The organism is Marinobacter sp. tcs-11, assembly GCF_002049515.1.
In the GTDB taxonomy this organism is placed as follows: Bacteria; Pseudomonadota; Gammaproteobacteria; order Pseudomonadales; family Oleiphilaceae; genus Marinobacter; species Marinobacter nauticus.
Window position 1 is genome coordinate 1 of sequence record NZ_LLYU01000005.1, and the last position, 15,793, is coordinate 15,793.

Annotated in this window: 13 protein-coding genes; 2 read left to right on the forward strand and 11 right to left on the reverse strand. The window is 56.1% G+C overall.

Annotation, left to right across the window (positions count from 1 at the left end; genetic code table 11):
- Positions 1 to 153: 153 nt before the first annotated feature.
- From ARC85_RS07285 to ARC85_RS07295, 3 genes are read right to left on the reverse strand one after another with little or no spacing between them, the layout of a single operon-like run.
- Positions 154 to 1,890, reverse strand: a complete 1,737-nt coding sequence (locus ARC85_RS07285; RefSeq protein WP_023008996.1) for an alpha-amylase family glycosyl hydrolase — start codon at positions 1,888 to 1,890, stop codon at positions 154 to 156.
- On the reverse strand, positions 1,887 to 3,110 hold the full coding sequence (locus tag ARC85_RS07290; RefSeq protein WP_022992716.1) for a glycosyltransferase family protein: 1,224 nt from the start codon (positions 3,108 to 3,110) through the stop codon (positions 1,887 to 1,889). The genes ARC85_RS07285 and ARC85_RS07290 overlap by 4 nt, the downstream gene beginning before the upstream one ends.
- A 36-nt stretch (positions 3,111 to 3,146) precedes the next feature.
- Positions 3,147 to 3,947, reverse strand: a complete 801-nt coding sequence (locus ARC85_RS07295; RefSeq protein ID WP_023008997.1) for an HAD-IIB family hydrolase — start codon at positions 3,945 to 3,947, stop codon at positions 3,147 to 3,149.
- Positions 3,948 to 4,027: 80 nt separating this feature from the next.
- Between ARC85_RS07295 and ARC85_RS07300 the strand changes: the two genes are divergently transcribed.
- On the forward strand, positions 4,028 to 5,482 hold the full coding sequence (locus ARC85_RS07300; RefSeq protein WP_286714623.1) for a protein adenylyltransferase SelO: 1,455 nt from the start codon (positions 4,028 to 4,030) through the stop codon (positions 5,480 to 5,482).
- A gap of 7 nt (positions 5,483 to 5,489) precedes the next feature.
- Here the strand turns inward: ARC85_RS07300 and ARC85_RS07305 are convergent, their stop codons facing one another.
- Together ARC85_RS07305 and ARC85_RS07310 are read right to left on the reverse strand one after the other, a co-directional pair.
- A complete protein-coding gene (locus ARC85_RS07305; RefSeq protein ID WP_502688010.1) occupies positions 5,490 to 6,884 on the reverse strand; it encodes an AmpG family muropeptide MFS transporter in 1,395 nt (464 codons plus the stop codon).
- Between the two features lie 15 nt (positions 6,885 to 6,899).
- Entirely contained in the window at positions 6,900 to 7,382 is a 483-nt protein-coding gene (locus ARC85_RS07310) for a YajQ family cyclic di-GMP-binding protein (RefSeq protein ID WP_286714625.1), read from the reverse strand.
- A 134-nt stretch (positions 7,383 to 7,516) separates the two neighbouring features.
- On the opposite strand from ARC85_RS07310, the gene ARC85_RS07315 reads away from it, so the two are divergent.
- The gene (locus ARC85_RS07315; protein WP_286714626.1) at positions 7,517 to 8,488 is read left to right on the forward strand and encodes a response regulator; all 972 of its coding nucleotides are present in this window, start codon (positions 7,517 to 7,519) and stop codon (positions 8,486 to 8,488) included.
- Between the two features lie 226 nt (positions 8,489 to 8,714).
- On the opposite strand, the gene ARC85_RS07320 is transcribed toward ARC85_RS07315, so the two are convergent.
- From ARC85_RS07320 to ARC85_RS07345, 6 genes are all read right to left on the reverse strand, one after another.
- Complete coding sequence (locus ARC85_RS07320; protein WP_286714627.1) at positions 8,715 to 9,728, reverse strand: AraC family transcriptional regulator; 1,014 nt, start codon at positions 9,726 to 9,728, stop codon at positions 8,715 to 8,717.
- 90 nt (positions 9,729 to 9,818) lie between these two features.
- A complete protein-coding gene (locus ARC85_RS07325; RefSeq protein WP_011786034.1) occupies positions 9,819 to 11,030 on the reverse strand; it encodes an argininosuccinate synthase in 1,212 nt (403 codons plus the stop codon).
- A gap of 133 nt (positions 11,031 to 11,163) precedes the next feature.
- Positions 11,164 to 11,568 carry a flagellar export chaperone FliS gene (gene fliS, locus ARC85_RS07330; protein ID WP_011786035.1) on the reverse strand — a complete coding sequence of 135 codons (405 nt, stop codon included), beginning with the start codon at positions 11,566 to 11,568 and terminating at the stop codon, positions 11,164 to 11,166.
- A gap of 33 nt (positions 11,569 to 11,601) precedes the next feature.
- Positions 11,602 to 13,575 carry a flagellar filament capping protein FliD gene (gene fliD, locus ARC85_RS07335; RefSeq protein WP_121207890.1) on the reverse strand — a complete coding sequence of 658 codons (1,974 nt, stop codon included), beginning with the start codon at positions 13,573 to 13,575 and terminating at the stop codon, positions 11,602 to 11,604.
- Positions 13,576 to 13,791: 216 nt separating this feature from the next.
- The gene (locus ARC85_RS07340) at positions 13,792 to 14,226 is read right to left on the reverse strand and encodes a flagellar protein FlaG (RefSeq protein ID WP_014422025.1); all 435 of its coding nucleotides are present in this window, start codon (positions 14,224 to 14,226) and stop codon (positions 13,792 to 13,794) included.
- 71 nt (positions 14,227 to 14,297) lie between these two features.
- Complete coding sequence (locus ARC85_RS07345; protein WP_286714628.1) at positions 14,298 to 15,788, reverse strand: flagellin N-terminal helical domain-containing protein; 1,491 nt, start codon at positions 15,786 to 15,788, stop codon at positions 14,298 to 14,300.
- Between the last annotated feature and the right edge of the window lie 5 nt (positions 15,789 to 15,793).

Here is a 15,793-nt window from a genome sequence, read left to right on the forward strand (position 1 = left end):
CGGGCGGTGAACTGCAATCCGCTTGCCTGGGGCATGACTTCGATCCCTGAAGATTATGTTGAACTGACTCATCCTGAGCAGTCCCGATTATAACCACCGACTTGCAGAATACAAACCAACCATGCCTCATTCCTGAGGCATTCGCCTTAACGCTCAGCGTCTCTGCTGGTTGGACAACCACACACTCTGATACGGCTTCAGGGTGATTGACCCAGCCAGATCATCCACCTCCATTCCGGAGATCAAGTCTACCCAGCGATCCGTTCCGATCAGATTAATATCACTGAGCGCCACCTGCTGCACCTCGGGACTGATGTTATGGATACAGAACACCGACTGCTCCCGTCGCATGCTCTGGCGCCAGAACCCGAACAACTGCAACCCCAGGTGCAAGGTGAACTGCGTGGCGTTCGGATGGAACGCAGGTTGAGCGCGGCGTATGGCAATCAAACGCTTCAGCTCCCGGAATGCCTTGCTGTGGTGGGTCAGTGGATCTGCGAGAGTTTCCTCCAGTTGCGACAACTGCCATTGACTGCGGTTAATGGAGCGCAGGCGCCCGGTATGCTCCACCCGCGCCTGATCGTTCTCCGTGGCCAGCAAGCTGTGAATATAAAAGGCGGGAATGCCCTCGAGAGCCAGCATGATGGTATGCGCACACAGGAATCGCGCGAGCTGCCAGTGGTCAGCACCGCCTTCTGCGGTTCCTTTGAGGGCATCCCAGAGCGCAATGTTCATCTCATAGGGCTGATCCCGCCCGTCGGCCGTCCGGCGATAGGACACCTTACCCCCAAACGACTCCATGGTGTTGATCAGGCGTTGCTTTTCATCTTCGGTCAGCAGACCATCTGTGGGCCGCAGACCAACGCCGTCGTGGGAAGCGATAAAGTTCAGATAGGTGGTGCCCAGCTGCGCCGGGGGCATACTCATCAGCCAGGTTTTCAGATGTCGGCAATTGCCGGTCACCAGCGTGTTGATCAGCAGGGGCGGCAACGAAAAGTTATAGATGGCATGGGCTTCGTTGGCATTGCCAAAATAAGTCAGGTTCTCCCGGTTAGGCACGTTGGTTTCGGTAATCACCACCGCGTCCGGCGTGTGATGTTCAATCAGCAAGCGCAGAATCTTGATCAGCTCGTGGGTTTGCTGCAGGTGAATACACGGCGTGCCCGGCTCTTTCCAGAGAAAGGCCACGGCATCCATACGGAAAATCATCACACCCCGTTCCAGGTATTGGCGGATGATCCCCGCAAACTCCAACAGTACCTGCGGGTTGGCAAAGTTCAGGTCTACCTGATCTTCACTGAAGGTGCACCACACATAGCGCTCGCCGTCGTCGGTCTGCACCGGATTGAGCAGGGGCGACGTACGTGGCCTCACTACCTGGCTGAGGTCGTCTTTCGGGTTGCCTTCAAAGAAATAGTCCTTACCCGGGTCGATGCGCTTCTTATAGTTTTCGAACCACCGGCTGCGGGCCGACATGTGGTTGATCACAAGATCGGACATCAACTTGTAGTCCCGGGCAATGGCCTCAATTTCCGGCCAGCCACCGTGACTCTCATTCACCGCCAGGTAATCCATCACCGAAAAGCCATCATCAGAGCTGAAGGGAAAAAACGGCAGTATGTGCACCGCGGAAACGGAGTCCTTAAGGCAGTCATCCAGGAAGCGCTTGAGCGTCACCAGTGGCTTCTCGTCCGATTGCTGAAGCGTATCCGCGTAGGTAATCAGCAACACATCGGTTTCGTCCCAATGGTTCTGGTGGGCCGGTGGGGCGTCGGCATTGGGCGCCAGCCCCATGGTGGCCAGTAACTGCTCCGCCAGAAAGTCACAATCTACCGAGGGATAGACGACCTCGAGCATACCTTGCAGCTTGCTCTTCAGTGGCTGAATCATGGCCGATATTCCTGATTGTCCAGTTCAACAGCCTCCAGCAGTTGCTCACGAATGTCCGGAATGGCACTGGTCACCCGGTTCCAGCTGGGGATGAAGGGGGTGTCCATGGGGTTATCCAGGAAGTAGGCACCGGCGCGCATCACATTCTGGGCAAACAATTCCACCGCCTTTTCTTCCTTGTGCCGATCAAAGCCGAGCCCGTTGATCACGGCGTCGTTCTGATAGGTTTCCACAAAATCCAGAGCAATACGGAAATAGGTCGCCTTGATGGTGCGGAACTTTTCATTGGAGAACACTTCGCCATTGGTGGCCAGCTTTCGGAACAGGGCCTTGGCGATATCCACGCTCATTTTGGACAGCCCTCGGCTGGCATCCTCCGGCGAGAGATCCTGATGCTTGTGATCGTAGACATCAGCAATATCCACCTGGCACAGGCGATTGGTGGCGTAGTTTCGTTTCATCTCCGAGAGCACACCAATCTCGAGCCCCCAGTCACTGGGAATGCGCAGGTCATTGATAACATCTGTGCGGAACGAGAATTCTCCGGCCAGGGGATAGCGGTAGCTGTCGAGGTAGTCGAGAAAATCGTTCGGGCCGCAGACTTTTTTCAGGGCACGGATCAACGGGGTTACCAGCAGACGACTGACACGGCCATTCATCTTGCTGTCGGCGACCCGGGCGTAATAGCCCTTACAGAACATGTAGTTGAATCCAGGGTTGGCCACCGGGTAAATCAACCGTGCCAGCAGGTCCCGCGAGTAGGTCAGGATATCGCAATCATGCAACGCCACCGATTTGCTCACCCCGGAGGCCAGGACATAACCGAAGCAATACCAGACATTCCGCCCCTTACCCATTTCAGTTGGGGCCAGGCCCTGCTCGCGAAGCTTGAGGTCGATGGCCCGCAAACGCGGCCCATCGTTCCACAGTACCTTGAACGGCTGAGGCAGTTCGGAGAAGTACTCCAATGCGTGCCGGTATTGTGCTTCATCGGCACGATCGAGCCCGATCACGATTTCTTCCAGGTAAGGCACCTTTGCCAGCTCCTGGACAATGTGTTTCAGGGCGGGGCCTTCCAGCTCTGAATACAGCGACGGCAACACCAGTGACATGGGCCGCGCTTTACGGAACTGAAGCAGATCGGCCTCGATGTCTTCTACCGGTCGTCGCACAAGATTGTGCAGGGTCGTTACTATGCCATTCTGGTAAAAGTCGCCCATGGCGCCTCTCCTTTACTTTTGGCCACACCAGGCGGCCTAGTAGCCGTACTCAAAAAGAAGATTGAGTACGCATTCGTTCCAACCCTCCGGGCCGGGCTTCAGGGAGCGCATGGGGTGCTTCTGCGATGGTAACTGGACCTGATCGCTGTTCACCCCGCGAATCACCACCGGGATATCCGCGGCCTCCAGCATGCGCTGGTCGTTCGGGCTGTCGCCCAATGCGATGGTGACTAGCGGCTCGCCCCGATAGTGCTCCCGGTATTGCTCCAGCAAAAAGCGGGCCCCCTCGGCTTTGTCGAAGCGCCCCATGGCGTGCCAGAAACGCCCCCCCTGCACCAGACGGAGCCCCTCACGCCCCAGTGCCGCACTGAATTGGTCCAGCTCCGGGTCACTGCCTTGCCAGATCAGCGGCTCCGTACCCAGGCGCTGCCGGGCCCGAGAGGCCTCCACCTCATCCAGGCCCGCAACCTCCGCCAGTTCCGCATCCGCCATATCCGAAAAGCCCCGAAACTGTGCACCTGCCTTTCTCTGCACCATAAGCGTGCGAAGGACCTGCTGGTGATCTGCTCCAAAATTCATCACCTGTTCTTCGGTGCGGCCCAGACAGCCCGCCGGGATAACCGCCGCCGCACCGTTCTCGACGATAAAGGGGGCCCGTATGCCCATCGCGTTTTGCAGATGGCGCATCTCGGCGGCGGTTTTACTGGAGTTAAAAATCAAGGGGATACCGTTAGCGGCCAACTTTGCCATGGCCGGCGATGCGGCCCGCCAGCTGTAGCTGTGATGGTCCAGCAAGGTGCCGTCCAGGTCGGTGAAAACTATCAGGTGTGGTTGCATTTGGTTCACCTGCTCTGCAATCTGTTGTTAGGCTTCAACCCTATACATACGCAGTATTCATACCAAAGCCAGGTCGTTTTATGAGCAACAACAGCTTTCAGGTGGAACATCGCTACCTGGAATTACCGGACAGCTTCTACAGTCGGGTGCAGCCATCCCCCCTGTCTGAACCGCGAATGGTCTGCTTTAACCAGGCCCTGGCCAGCGATATGGGATTTCTGGTGCGGAATGAAAATGACTGGGCGGCCATTGGTGCCGGCGCCGAACTCCTGGAGGGGATGGACCCGGTCGCCATGAAGTACACCGGGCATCAGTTCGGCATGTACAACCCGGAACTGGGCGATGGCCGCGGCCTCTTACTTTGGGAAACCGTGGGACCGGACGGTACACGCTGGGACTGGCACCTGAAAGGGGCAGGCACCACGCCCTACTCCCGCTTCGGCGATGGCCGGGCAGTACTCCGGTCAACCATTCGTGAATATCTGTGCAGTGAAGCCATGCATGGCCTGGGAATACCCACCACCCGCGCGCTGTTCATGATCAGCGCCAAAGACCCGGTGCGCCGGGAGTCCATCGAGACCGCCGCCGCTTTGATGCGGGTAGCGAAAAGCCACATCCGGTTTGGCCACTTCGAGTTTGCAGCCCACCATGAAGGGCCGGACGCCCTGAAAACATTGCTAGAACATGTAATTGCCCTGCACTTCCCTCACCTGATCAGCTTGCCGGAGGACCAACGCTACGCCCGCTGGTTTGAGGAAGTGGTGGAACGCACCGCTAGGTTAATCGCGAAATGGCAGGCCGTTGGTTTCTGCCATGGGGTGATGAACAGCGACAATATGTCGATTATCGGTGACACTTTTGACTATGGCCCATTCGCCTTCCTGGACGATTTCGACGCCGGCTTCGTTTGCAATCACTCCGATCACGAAGGCCGCTATGCCTACAATCGCCAGCCCCAGGTAGGCTTTATCAACTGTCAGTACCTGGCCAATGCATTGTTGCCGATCATGGACGAAGATACCGTTCGCCGGGGACTGCGACGCTATGAAACCGCCTACAACGAGCATTTCAAACACCAGATGCTCGCCAAACTGGGGCTGGAGGAAGCGGATGGGTCAGATATGGGCCTGATCATGGACACCTTCAGCATGCTCCACGAACACCGCGTGGACTACACCCGGTTTTTCCGCGGCCTGTCCAACCTGCACGACCATGGCACCGCGCCGGTTCGTGATCTGTTCGCAGACCGCAGCGTGGCTGACGAATGGCTGGAACGTTACGAAGCCAGACTACAGAAGGAAACCCGCGGCCACGATGAACGGGAATACGCCATGCGCCGGGTAAACCCGAAGTACATTCTGCGCAACTACCTGGCCCAGCAAGTCATCCTGGAGGCGCAGAACGGCGACTATGAGCCAATGAAGGAACTGCTCAAGGTGTTGGAAAAGCCCTTTGATGAGCAACCCGAGTATGAGAAATACGCTGCCCTGCCACCGGATTGGGGGAAACATCTGAACATCAGCTGCTCTTCCTGAGCGGCCGCTATTTCACCAGGGCATCTTCCTCATGTTTGACTGGCGCCAGCGCATCCAGCCTGGCGCCTTGTCGCATCATAAACAGCACCAGAAGAATCGCAGGCACGCCCATCAACCCCGCAATCAGGAAGAACTCGGCGTAGCCATAGTTCGCCACCACAATCCCGGAAAAGCCCCCCAGGAACTTGCCCGGCAGCGTCATCAGCGAGCTGAACAAGGCATACTGGGTGGCGGTGAACGAGGCACTGGTCATGCTGGACAGCCAGGCAATCAGCGCCACGTTGGCAATACCGCCACTGAGGTTATCGGCACTCACCACCAAGGCCAGCGCCGCGATATCCGGTGGTTGCTGGGCTAGCAGCACGAATAGAAGATTGGTTGCCGCCGTCATGACGGCACCTGCCAGCAGTATCCGGCGCACGCCATAGCGCACCACCAGCACTCCACCGACCATGGAGCCAACAATGGTCATGAAAAACCCGAACACCTTGGTGACATCGGCCACCTGGGTTTTACTGAAACCCATAAAATCCAGATAGAACGGATTGGCCATCACCCCCATGGCAATATCCGAAATGCGATACACCGCCACCAGCACCAGAATGGCCACCGCCAGCTCCCGATACCGACGGAAGAAGTCCAGAAACGGGCCAGCCACCGCGGCATAGAACCAGCCAGTTAACCTGGCCAGGCGTTCCGGCAGGTGGCTTCGTTTCTCCACCTCTTCCTCAATTCGATGGGCAATGTCCTGCGCAGCCGCAAAATGGTTTACTTCCGGCTCTTTCACAATCAGCACCGTCAGCGCACCCACACCCACCAGCGCTGCCATCACCTGATACGACACTTCCCAGGACCAGAACTCCGCCACATACAGTGCACCGGCGCCAGCCACCAGCAACGCCAGCCGATAACCAAAGATGTATGTGGCCGCTAACGCCGCCTGCAGACGCTCCTGAGCAATCTCAATGCGATAGGCATCAATGGCCACATCCTGCGTGGCGGAGGAAAAAGCCACCAACAATCCGAACAGCGCCAGTGTCTCCGGAGCCGCCAGGGCGTTTGTCTGGGACATCAGGTACAACCCGGTGGCAATGCCCGCCTGAGCCAGCAGAATCCAGCTGCGGCGCTTGCCAAACAAGCGATCCAGCACCGGCAGTTTCAGCCGGTCCACCACCGGCGCCCAGAACACCTTGATGGAATAGGTAATGCCAAGCCAGCTGAAAAAACCGATGGTGGCGGTCTCCACCCCAACGTCTGCCAGGCGGGCATTGAGGGTGGAAAACACCAGCAGAAAGGGCAGCCCCGCCGAGAACCCGAGAAACAACATGGCAATTACTTGCCAGCGGGTGTAGGTGTAGGCGGTATCCCGAATCAGGGCTACAACATTGGGGGGAAGATAAATAAGAGCCTCTCCGAATCAGTCGCGAAAGTTGTTGAACTGCAGCGGGATGTCCAGTTCTGCCTCACGCAACATGGCAATGGCTTCCTGCAGGTCGTCCCGTTTCTTGCCGGTAACCCGTACCTTGTCGCCCTGAATGCTGGCCTGCACTTTCATCTTCTGCTCTTTGATCATCTTCACGATCTTCTTGGCCATGTCCGTTTCAATACCCTGCTTCAGGGTGAAATGCTGCTTCACCAGCTTGCCCGCTTTGCTTTCGCCATCTTCCGACAGGGCACGCGTGTCGATGTTGCGCTTGGCAAAAGCCATTCGCATCATGTCCACCACTTGCTCCAGCTGGAACTCCTGCTCTGCGCTCAAAGTCAGGCGCTTGTCCTCCAGCTCGATATCCGCCTCAACATTCTTGAAATCCCAGCGGTTACCCAGTTCACGCTTGGCCTGATCCACCGCGTTGGTAACTTCGTGCATTTCGATTTCTGAAACAATGTCAAAAGAAGGCATAGTCGTTATTCTCCAAAGGCCACGGAGGGGTATACTGTGGCGACAATTTGATTACGGATGTTCGAAACCGCCAAGAATACCAAGAGCTGTGGCGAACCGCATCTGACAATGGACTGGTAAGAAGTAGATAAATAATGCCAAACCTCGATCTTCCCATTCTCGTAGTAGACGACGCCAAATTCAGCAGTATGGTGGTGGGCCGTACGCTGCGAAATGCCGGATACCGCGACATACGCATCGCCAACAACGCATCGGCTGCCCTGAAACTCATGGAACAACGCCCGGTCAGCGTACTGATTGCAGACTGGCTGATGCCAGAAATGGACGGCCTGCAGCTGACCGACCAGGTTCGCCAGCAAGACGAGCAGAACAACCACTACACCTATGTGATTCTGCTCACCGCCCGCGAGAGCGTGGAAGCCTTGTCGGAAGCGTTCGACCGGGGTGTGGACGACTTCATCTACAAATCAGACATGACCAAACAGCTCATCCCTCGCATCTTTGCGGCGGACCGCATGGCAGACCGGCAGAACACCCTGCTGCGCGCCAACGCGCTGCTGGTGGAGAACAACCGGGAACTGGAATCCAGCAACATCATTGATCTGGAAACCGGGCTGACCAACAACAAATACGCGCGCCAGCGCTTGCAGAAAACCCTGCGCCACGCCGAATCCCGCGGCGGGTCAACCGCCTACGTCATGTGCGGCATCCGTAACTGGCAAGAGCTGAAGCGCAAGCATCCGCCCAGCGTGATGAGCGAACTGTCGATCGGCATCGCCCGGCGCCTGAGCACATTGATTCGGCCGATTGATGCCCTGTGCCGGGTGGGGGACAACCAGTTTGCGATTGTCTCCTACTTTCCCAACAGTGATCACTGCACCACCACCGCGTTCCGGCGCATTTTTGACGGCATCAACCACAAAGCGCTGAAAACCACCGCAGGCTTCATCTCTGTAGAAGCCGGCATGGCCCTTTGCAAAGCCGATGCTCAGGACGGCACCCCCACGGTACAGGATATGGAACGCGCTGCTGTACAGGGCCTTGTGGACGCCTATGAAACCCGCCGGTTCACCGAAACCGCCCCGGAGATACGGGAAGGTGTGTAGCGATCACAAACAGTAACACTGGGACACACTTCACAAACAGACAGGAAAGGCGAACAGGCTTATTCTGAGATTGTGGAATCAAGCAGTATCCACCCATGGCGGAGGAGCCGAGTAGTACCTCCGCCGCCATATGGGTACCGCAAGCTGATTCCGCAGGATTAACGAATTTTTCAGGCACTTTCGTTCTTTCCGAATTTCTTAAGCCAGCTCTCGTAAGCTGGCTTTTTTATTGCCTTCGAAAATCCCCGGGCGTTTTACCGGTCGCTGCCTTGAACTTGCGATGAAACGACGTGGTTTCGCTGTACCCCAGGCGCAAGGCAATATCCGGAATACTCATGTCGGTATTCTGCAAATAGTCCTCCGCGATCTGCTGGCGCACCTCATCCAGCAACTTCTGATAAGACACCCCTTCCTGGCTCAGCTTTCGCTGTAAGGTACGGCTGGTCATCCCCAGATCCTCGGCGACCATATCCTGACGGGTAATGCCCTCGGCGAGCTGTTTCTGGATGCTTTGCTTTACCTTGCTGGTCAGATCCGTGTCGGTGTCGAGCAACGCCAATTGAGACAATGCATGGGCTTCCAGGGTTTTTCGCAATAGCGGGTCTGGCTGACGCAGGCGTGTTGCGAGCAGTGTCTGAGCAAAGGTGACACTGTCCTCCTCTGCATCAAACTGTACAGGGCACTGCCAGCGCAAAGCATAGGCCTTCTCATGCTCCGGGCCGGGAGAAGGCCGCTTCAGGCGAACTTCCAGCGGCGTGGCATCCGTGCTGTCTGCCAGCCATCGCGCATAATTGATCCAGGAGGCAAAGACATTGTCCACCACCTGGGGCCACACCACAGGATCGGTAAAATTGCAGGTCCAGATCAGTGTCGCGGAATCGCCCTTCATCTTGAGGCGGGTGGTACCCATATCCCCCACCAGCTTCTCATAGGGCGCAATACGGGTAACCGCTTCCCCCAACGTGGCGCAGCTCATGGTGATGTAACCCAGTACACTGTAGGAACCGGGTTGCACATAGTCGCCGGTCTCCAATCCCAGTACCGGGTTACCGGTATGTTCGGCCAGCAGGTGAATGAACGCCTGGAGCTGTTCGCCGCCGATTCGGCCCTCATCGGAATCCAGGATCTCCGGCTTCAAACCCGCCTTTTCAAACAGCGGATCAACCGCGATACCTTTGGCATCGGCGTAGCGAACATACTGCCGCAAAGCGGCGACGGAAGCTGTGCCCAACGCATTCATGGTGATGACTTTCGTTGTTGGAATTGTTTGAAAAGTATAAACAAAAACGCCCGGCTATGAACCGGGCGTTTTCAGGGCATCAACAAACCATCAAAGCTTGCGGCCTTTGCCAGCGGCAATCCGCAGGCGCAGCGCGTTCAGCTTGATAAAGCCTTCCGCATCTTTCTGATCGTAAGCACCCTGGTCTTCTTCAAAGGTGGCGATCTTCTCATCGAACAGAGAATCGTCAGACTTACGGCCGACCACGTCTACATTGCCCTTGTACAGCTTCAGGCGAACGGTGCCGTTCACGTAGTTCTGGGTCTGGTCGATCAGCGCCTGAAGAGCCTCACGCTCCGGGGACCACCAGTAACCGTTGTAGATCACCTCAGCATAGCGCGGCATCAGGCTGTCCTTCAGGTGTGCCACTTCACGGTCCAGAGTAATGGACTCGATGGCGCGGTGGGCGCGCAGCATGATGGTACCACCCGGAGTTTCGTAACAGCCGCGGGACTTCATGCCCACGTAGCGGTTCTCGACGATGTCCAGGCGGCCAATACCATTTTCACCGGCCAGCTTGTTCAGGGTTTCCAGCACCACGTGGGGCTTCATTTCCTGACCATCAACGGCAACGATGTCGCCTTTCCTGTAGGTGAGCTCCACGTAAGTGGGCTTGTCCGGCGCGGCTTCCGGAGATACGCTCCAACGCCACATGTCTTCCTCGGCTTCCGCCCAGGGGTCTTCCAGGTTGATGCCTTCGTAGGAGATGTGCAGCAGGTTGGCGTCCATGGAGTACGGGCTCTTGCCCTTCTTCATTTCCACCGGGATGTTGCGCTCTTCACAGTACTTGAGCAGCTTCTCGCGGGAGTTCAGATCCCACTCACGCCAGGGAGCGATCACCTTCACGCCGGGCTTCAGGGCATAGGCGCCAAGCTCGAACCGAACCTGGTCGTTACCTTTACCGGTAGCACCGTGAGAGATGGCGTCTGCACCCGTTTCGTTGGCAATGTCGATCAGGCGCTTGGCAATCAGCGGGCGGGCGATAGAGGTACCCAGCAGGTACTCGCCTTCGTAGATGGTATTGGCGCGGAACATCGGGAACACGTAATCGCGCACAAACTCCTCGCGCAGGTCCTCAATGTAGATTTCCTTAACGCCCAGCGCTTCGGCTTTCGCACGCGCCGGCTCCACTTCCTCGCCCTGGCCAATATCGGCGGTAAAGGTTACCACCTCACAGTTATAGGTATCCTGCAACCACCGAACGATGACGGAAGTATCCAGGCCACCGGAATAGGCCAGCACCACCTTTTTAATATCAGACATGCCCTTGCTCCAGACTGAACAGAATGGATGTGTTGAAAAGAAGGGCCACATTGTACGGGATGGCGGGGGGAATGGCTATAAAGCCCCTACCCTGCCAAAGGATAGGGGCGCCATGGACGGCAAAAGTACTGGTTTAGCCAGCGGCCTGGGAGTGCTGGGTTACCACTTCTTCGCGGATGCCATCCCAGCCTTCTTTGATTGAACGCAAGAGCTCAGCGACCTCATCCAGTTTGGCGGGATCGTTTTTCACATTCGCCTCGAACAGAGTCCGCTCCATATAGTCGTATAGACCTTCCAGACGCTCTGCAAGATCGCCACCCTTCTCGAAATCAAGGAAGCTGCGCAAGCCGCCGATGATTTCAATGGCCTTGCTGATGAGCCGGCCTTTACCCTCAATGTCATTGGCCTGCATCCGGGCCTTGGCCATATTGATCCTTTCCAGGGCACCGCTGTATAGCAGTTGGATCAGCTTGTGAGGGTCAGCGTCAGTGATGCTGGTTTGAGCGTTTACCCGCTGATATGCCTGTAAACCGTTCATAATAAACCTCTTCGTTACCGGGACTTGCCCCGCTTATCGATTACTGTTGTTCTGCGGAGCCAGTGCCGCAAGCTGCTGTGTCAGGTAATCGCCTGTACTGTTGAGCTGGGAAATCAGGGAATCCGCCGCCGTGAACTGGCTGACCAGCCGCTCACGGTAGGAGGCAATCCTGTCTTCCAGCCGGATCCGTTCCTCCTGAATCCGCTCAAGATCACGGCTCAGGCTATCCGTTTTCGCATCGAGAATGCCGTCGGCACCCACAATGTCGGTGACAAGATTAACGGCCTGTTCACCAATACCTTCGATGAAATTCACCCGCCCGAGATCGCCGTCCTTATAGCCGGCAACCTGAAGCTGCATGCCTTTGGCACCGCCCGCGCCAGTGACGGTCAGTACCCGGCCATCACCGGTTGCCTCCTGGCCGTTGACCGTACCGGCAACGTCTTTGCCTAAGGTTCCGGTTTTGGCGGAAAGCCCGAGCGCCGCACCATTTTCCACGGACAGGATGCTGACATTTGAACTACTGCCGAATGCTCCAGAGGTAAACTGGAGTACGCCATTGCTGTCGAGCCCGACCCGCACAGACTGGCCGGCTGCATTCAAGGCCGAGTTGCTGTCGATCTGGCTCTGGATTTCGGCCACCAGGTCGGCCGCACTTGCGTAGGTTTGCTGGCTGAGCTGAATAGTAAAGTTGGTGGAACCGTCAACGGTGAACTCGATCTCGTCATTGGTACCATCAATCACCACGCCGTCGGCCAATGCCGAATCACCCAGCACGCCACCCTGAGTGGCAGCCTGGGTGATATTGATGGCGTAGTTTCCACGGGTTGTCCCGCTGCCAGAGCCAAGGAACTCAACGTCTGCACTCGAGGTACGGCCCTGCTCGGCGAACAGCGCAGTCACGTCGTCCGGGTTCTTTTTCAGCTGCTCTTCAAACTTGGCACGATCAAAGCTCAAACCGCCGGTTTCATAGTCTGTGGTAATGCCGACATCAGCCAGGGTCCGAATACTGGCATTCTCAAGCCCTGGCACCACGCGGCCCAGAACATTGCGCAACTGCGCCTGGATTGAGCGGATGGTGGTATCACCCGAAAGAATACCGCCTTGCCCCGTCTCGGCATTAAAGCCGGACAACCCTTTGATGGTTGTCTGGAGGGCATTGAACTTTTCAACAAACGCTCCGACACGATCTGCTACCGCACCGAAATCCTGCTCGACTTTGATGGTGGAGGTCACACCTTCTGCTTTTGCCTCAAAACTCAGGCCATCAATAACATCCGTGAAGGAGTTGGTCGAACGGGTAATCTCAATACCGTTGATCTCGACCCTCGCGTCTTTGGCAGCGATGGTCTCCTGCATGTTCTGGGTGGTGTCGTTAAACACAAACTGGGACAGACCGGCAGCGTCGTCATTGTTACCATCATCATCGGTAACCGAAACGGAAATGGCATTTGCCTCGCCGGTTTCTTCGGAAGACAGCACCAGCCGGAAGCCGCTACCCGTGTCGATAACGCCAGCCGATACGCCAATGCCCGCTTCGTTGATTTCGTCCGCCAGCCCTTGCAAAGTGTTGTTAGAACCATCGATGGTGAGCGTCGCCGATTTATCACCGGAAGAAATGGTGAACGATCCGGTACCGACCGACGTAGAGTCACGGTCAGCAAACGTGGAAGACGCCAGGGACTGCGACTGCGCAAGACTCAACACATTGACGTTGTAGGTGCCACGGCTGGCCTTGGTGCTGTCTACCGTAACCGACACATCCTCATTTGAAGAGGTTGCCGAAAAGGCTTTCAGATTGTCGGGCGCGCTCAGCTGACGCATCGGCAGCCGAAGCTCCGTGATAGCGCTCTTCAAGGTGCCATAGGCAGAAATGAGCAACTCTGCCTTCTGGGTTCGGGTGTCGAGCCGATTCTCTTTAGGCGCACGCTCAGCTTCAACGAGCTGATCAACCAGATCAGAGTTCAGAACTCCCGAGCCGATACCTAATGCTGAAATATTTGCCATAACCATGCCTCCTCAAGGGGGCGCTTCGCTTACTTAGTCCTTTATCGGCTGCCAGCGGCAAAACTTTGCCTATATTTCGGCTAACCACTACACCAATTTGTAACACCCTGTAACGGACAGTCTAGCACCGTATATAGCAGAACACCGCCGGACCCTGTCAGGGTGCGGCGGTGCTGAAATACCGTTGTCTGGCATCCGCGTAAAAGCGGCAAGCTTTTACACTTTGATGTTAAACAACGTCAGCGGTTCATCCTGCTGCAATTTTTCTGCCAACCTCATTGCCACTTCGTCCGGGATCTGACGAATGACTTCCTGGGTGCTCTGATCAACCACTTTAACAATGGTCTGCCCCATCTCGTTATCCACCTCAAACTGAAGATCCCGCTGCACATTCTGCACGAAATCATTCAATTGGCTCACCGCATCATTCAATTCATCCCGCTGCGCTTCCGAACGAGCCTGAAGCTTCTCGGCTCTGGATGTCTCAGTCGCGGCCTGCGGGCTCTGAATGGCTGAGCCACTCGAACCTGAAGCAGCAAGGTCAGGGGCTTTTCCGCCCTCGGCCTGAGATGACGACAGTGCCTTCCCCGGAGCCTGGGCGTTGGAACGCACCAGCTTGAGATCCGGGTTATTCAGGTTAACGTCATTCATAGCTTTACCTCGCTATTCCTCTAACGGCGTAAAGCCGGAACCCGAAGGTTCCGGCCGTTACCGCCAAGCCCTTACTGCAGCAGAGACAGAACCTGCTGAGGACGGGCGTTCGCCTGAGCCAGGACGGAGATACCGGCCTGCTGCAGCACCTGGGCCTTGGACAGCTTGGCTGTCTCAGCCGCGAAGTCCGCGTCCAGAATCCGGCTCTGAGCGGCGCTCAGGTTGGTACTGGTGGACTCCAGGTTGGAGATGGTGCTTTCGAAGCGGCTCTGGATCGCACCAAACTTCGCACGCTGGGAGTTTACTAAGTTAAGAGCTGCATCTACTGTTTTTAACGCCTGAGTAGAGCTTTCAAATGTAGTAATATCGAGCTCGGAGATTTTTCGCAGTTCAGATCCGGCCGAAGCAACTGCGTTAGCGCCATCTTTGGCTACGATTGCAAACGACCTATCTGAGTCAAGCTGCAAGTAGCCACTTACAGACAGCACATCCGTGGAACCGGTAGAAGTGGCCAAGGTCTCGTTGGCCGTGTCTACCTTAGCCTCACCATTCTCGTCCCTATATTGCTTATTAATGGTTAAGTCGCCACCGCTGGTGTTTGCCGTGTTACCAAACACGATATCCGATCCACCGGTGTTCGTAAGAACAACACTTTGACCATCATCGGCTACCTCCGCAGTGATACCAGTTTTCGCTGACTGGTCATTTATCGCAGCAACCGCATTTGACAACGCGTCCTTACCTGAAGTCGCATCAATTGTAAAAGAAACAGATTGAGCGTCTGTGTTTTCGCCTATGAGTGTAAACGAGTAGCTTCCAGAAGCAGTAAACGCGACATCGACTTCCGTACGCGCGGTCGCAGTCACTCCGGTTTCAGACGACACGTCGTTAATGCTTTCTGCGATATCTTTCACGGCCGTTCCGGACGCAGCGATATTTACTGTTTCCGAACCCAGATACCCATTAATATCAATGTTACCTGACGCAATCCCGTTGTCAGCAGTCGCACCTGAGGCCTGCGTGCCGGCACCAGAAGCAATAACCTGATTATTGCCGTAACTGGTCGTTCTCAGATTCGACGTTGAAGCACTAATTGTCTCGTTTGCATTGGCCCCAACCTGAAACTGCGCAGTTCCAAAAGATCCATCAAACAGCTTTTGACCGTTAAAGTTGGTCGTCGTAGCAATACGATCTAGTTCAGATACCAGCTGATTGACTTCGTCCTGCAAAGCCTGACGATCAGAAGAGGAGTTGGAAGCGTTAGCAGACTGAACCGCCAGCTCACGAACACGCTGGAGAATGTTACCCGCCTCGCCCAAGGCGCCTTCAGCGGTTTGCGCCAGAGAGATACCGTCGTTAGCATTTCGAGTTGCCTGATTCAGACCACGAATCTGTGCTTCAAAACGATTTGAAATTGCCAGACCAGCCGCATCATCTTTGGCTGAGTTGATACGCAGACCTGAGGACAAACGCTCCAGAGCTTGGTTGGACTGCTCCTGAGAGCGGTTCAACTGATTCTGAGCGGACAGTGATGCAACGTTAGTGTTAATTCCGAGAGCCATAATGC

Coding starts and splice junctions, on each gene's coding strand:
- ARC85_RS07285 (WP_023008996.1), bottom strand. CDS start 1,890: ATGATTCAGCCACTGAAGAGCAAGCTGCAAGGTATGCTCGAGGTCGTC.
- ARC85_RS07290 (WP_022992716.1), bottom strand. CDS start 3,110: ATGGGCGACTTTTACCAGAATGGCATAGTAACGACCCTGCACAATCTT.
- ARC85_RS07295 (WP_023008997.1), bottom strand. CDS start 3,947: ATGCAACCACACCTGATAGTTTTCACCGACCTGGACGGCACCTTGCTG.
- ARC85_RS07300 (WP_286714623.1), top strand. CDS start 4,028: ATGAGCAACAACAGCTTTCAGGTGGAACATCGCTACCTGGAATTACCG.
- ARC85_RS07310 (WP_286714625.1), bottom strand. CDS start 7,382: ATGCCTTCTTTTGACATTGTTTCAGAAATCGAAATGCACGAAGTTACC.
- ARC85_RS07315 (WP_286714626.1), top strand. CDS start 7,517: ATGCCAAACCTCGATCTTCCCATTCTCGTAGTAGACGACGCCAAATTC.
- ARC85_RS07320 (WP_286714627.1), bottom strand. CDS start 9,728: ATGAATGCGTTGGGCACAGCTTCCGTCGCCGCTTTGCGGCAGTATGTT.
- ARC85_RS07325 (WP_011786034.1), bottom strand. CDS start 11,030: ATGTCTGATATTAAAAAGGTGGTGCTGGCCTATTCCGGTGGCCTGGAT.
- fliS (WP_011786035.1), bottom strand. CDS start 11,568: ATGAACGGTTTACAGGCATATCAGCGGGTAAACGCTCAAACCAGCATC.
- fliD (WP_121207890.1), bottom strand. CDS start 13,575: ATGGCAAATATTTCAGCATTAGGTATCGGCTCGGGAGTTCTGAACTCT.
- ARC85_RS07340 (WP_014422025.1), bottom strand. CDS start 14,226: ATGAATGACGTTAACCTGAATAACCCGGATCTCAAGCTGGTGCGTTCC.
- ARC85_RS07345 (WP_286714628.1), bottom strand. CDS start 15,788: ATGGCTCTCGGAATTAACACTAACGTTGCATCACTGTCCGCTCAGAAT.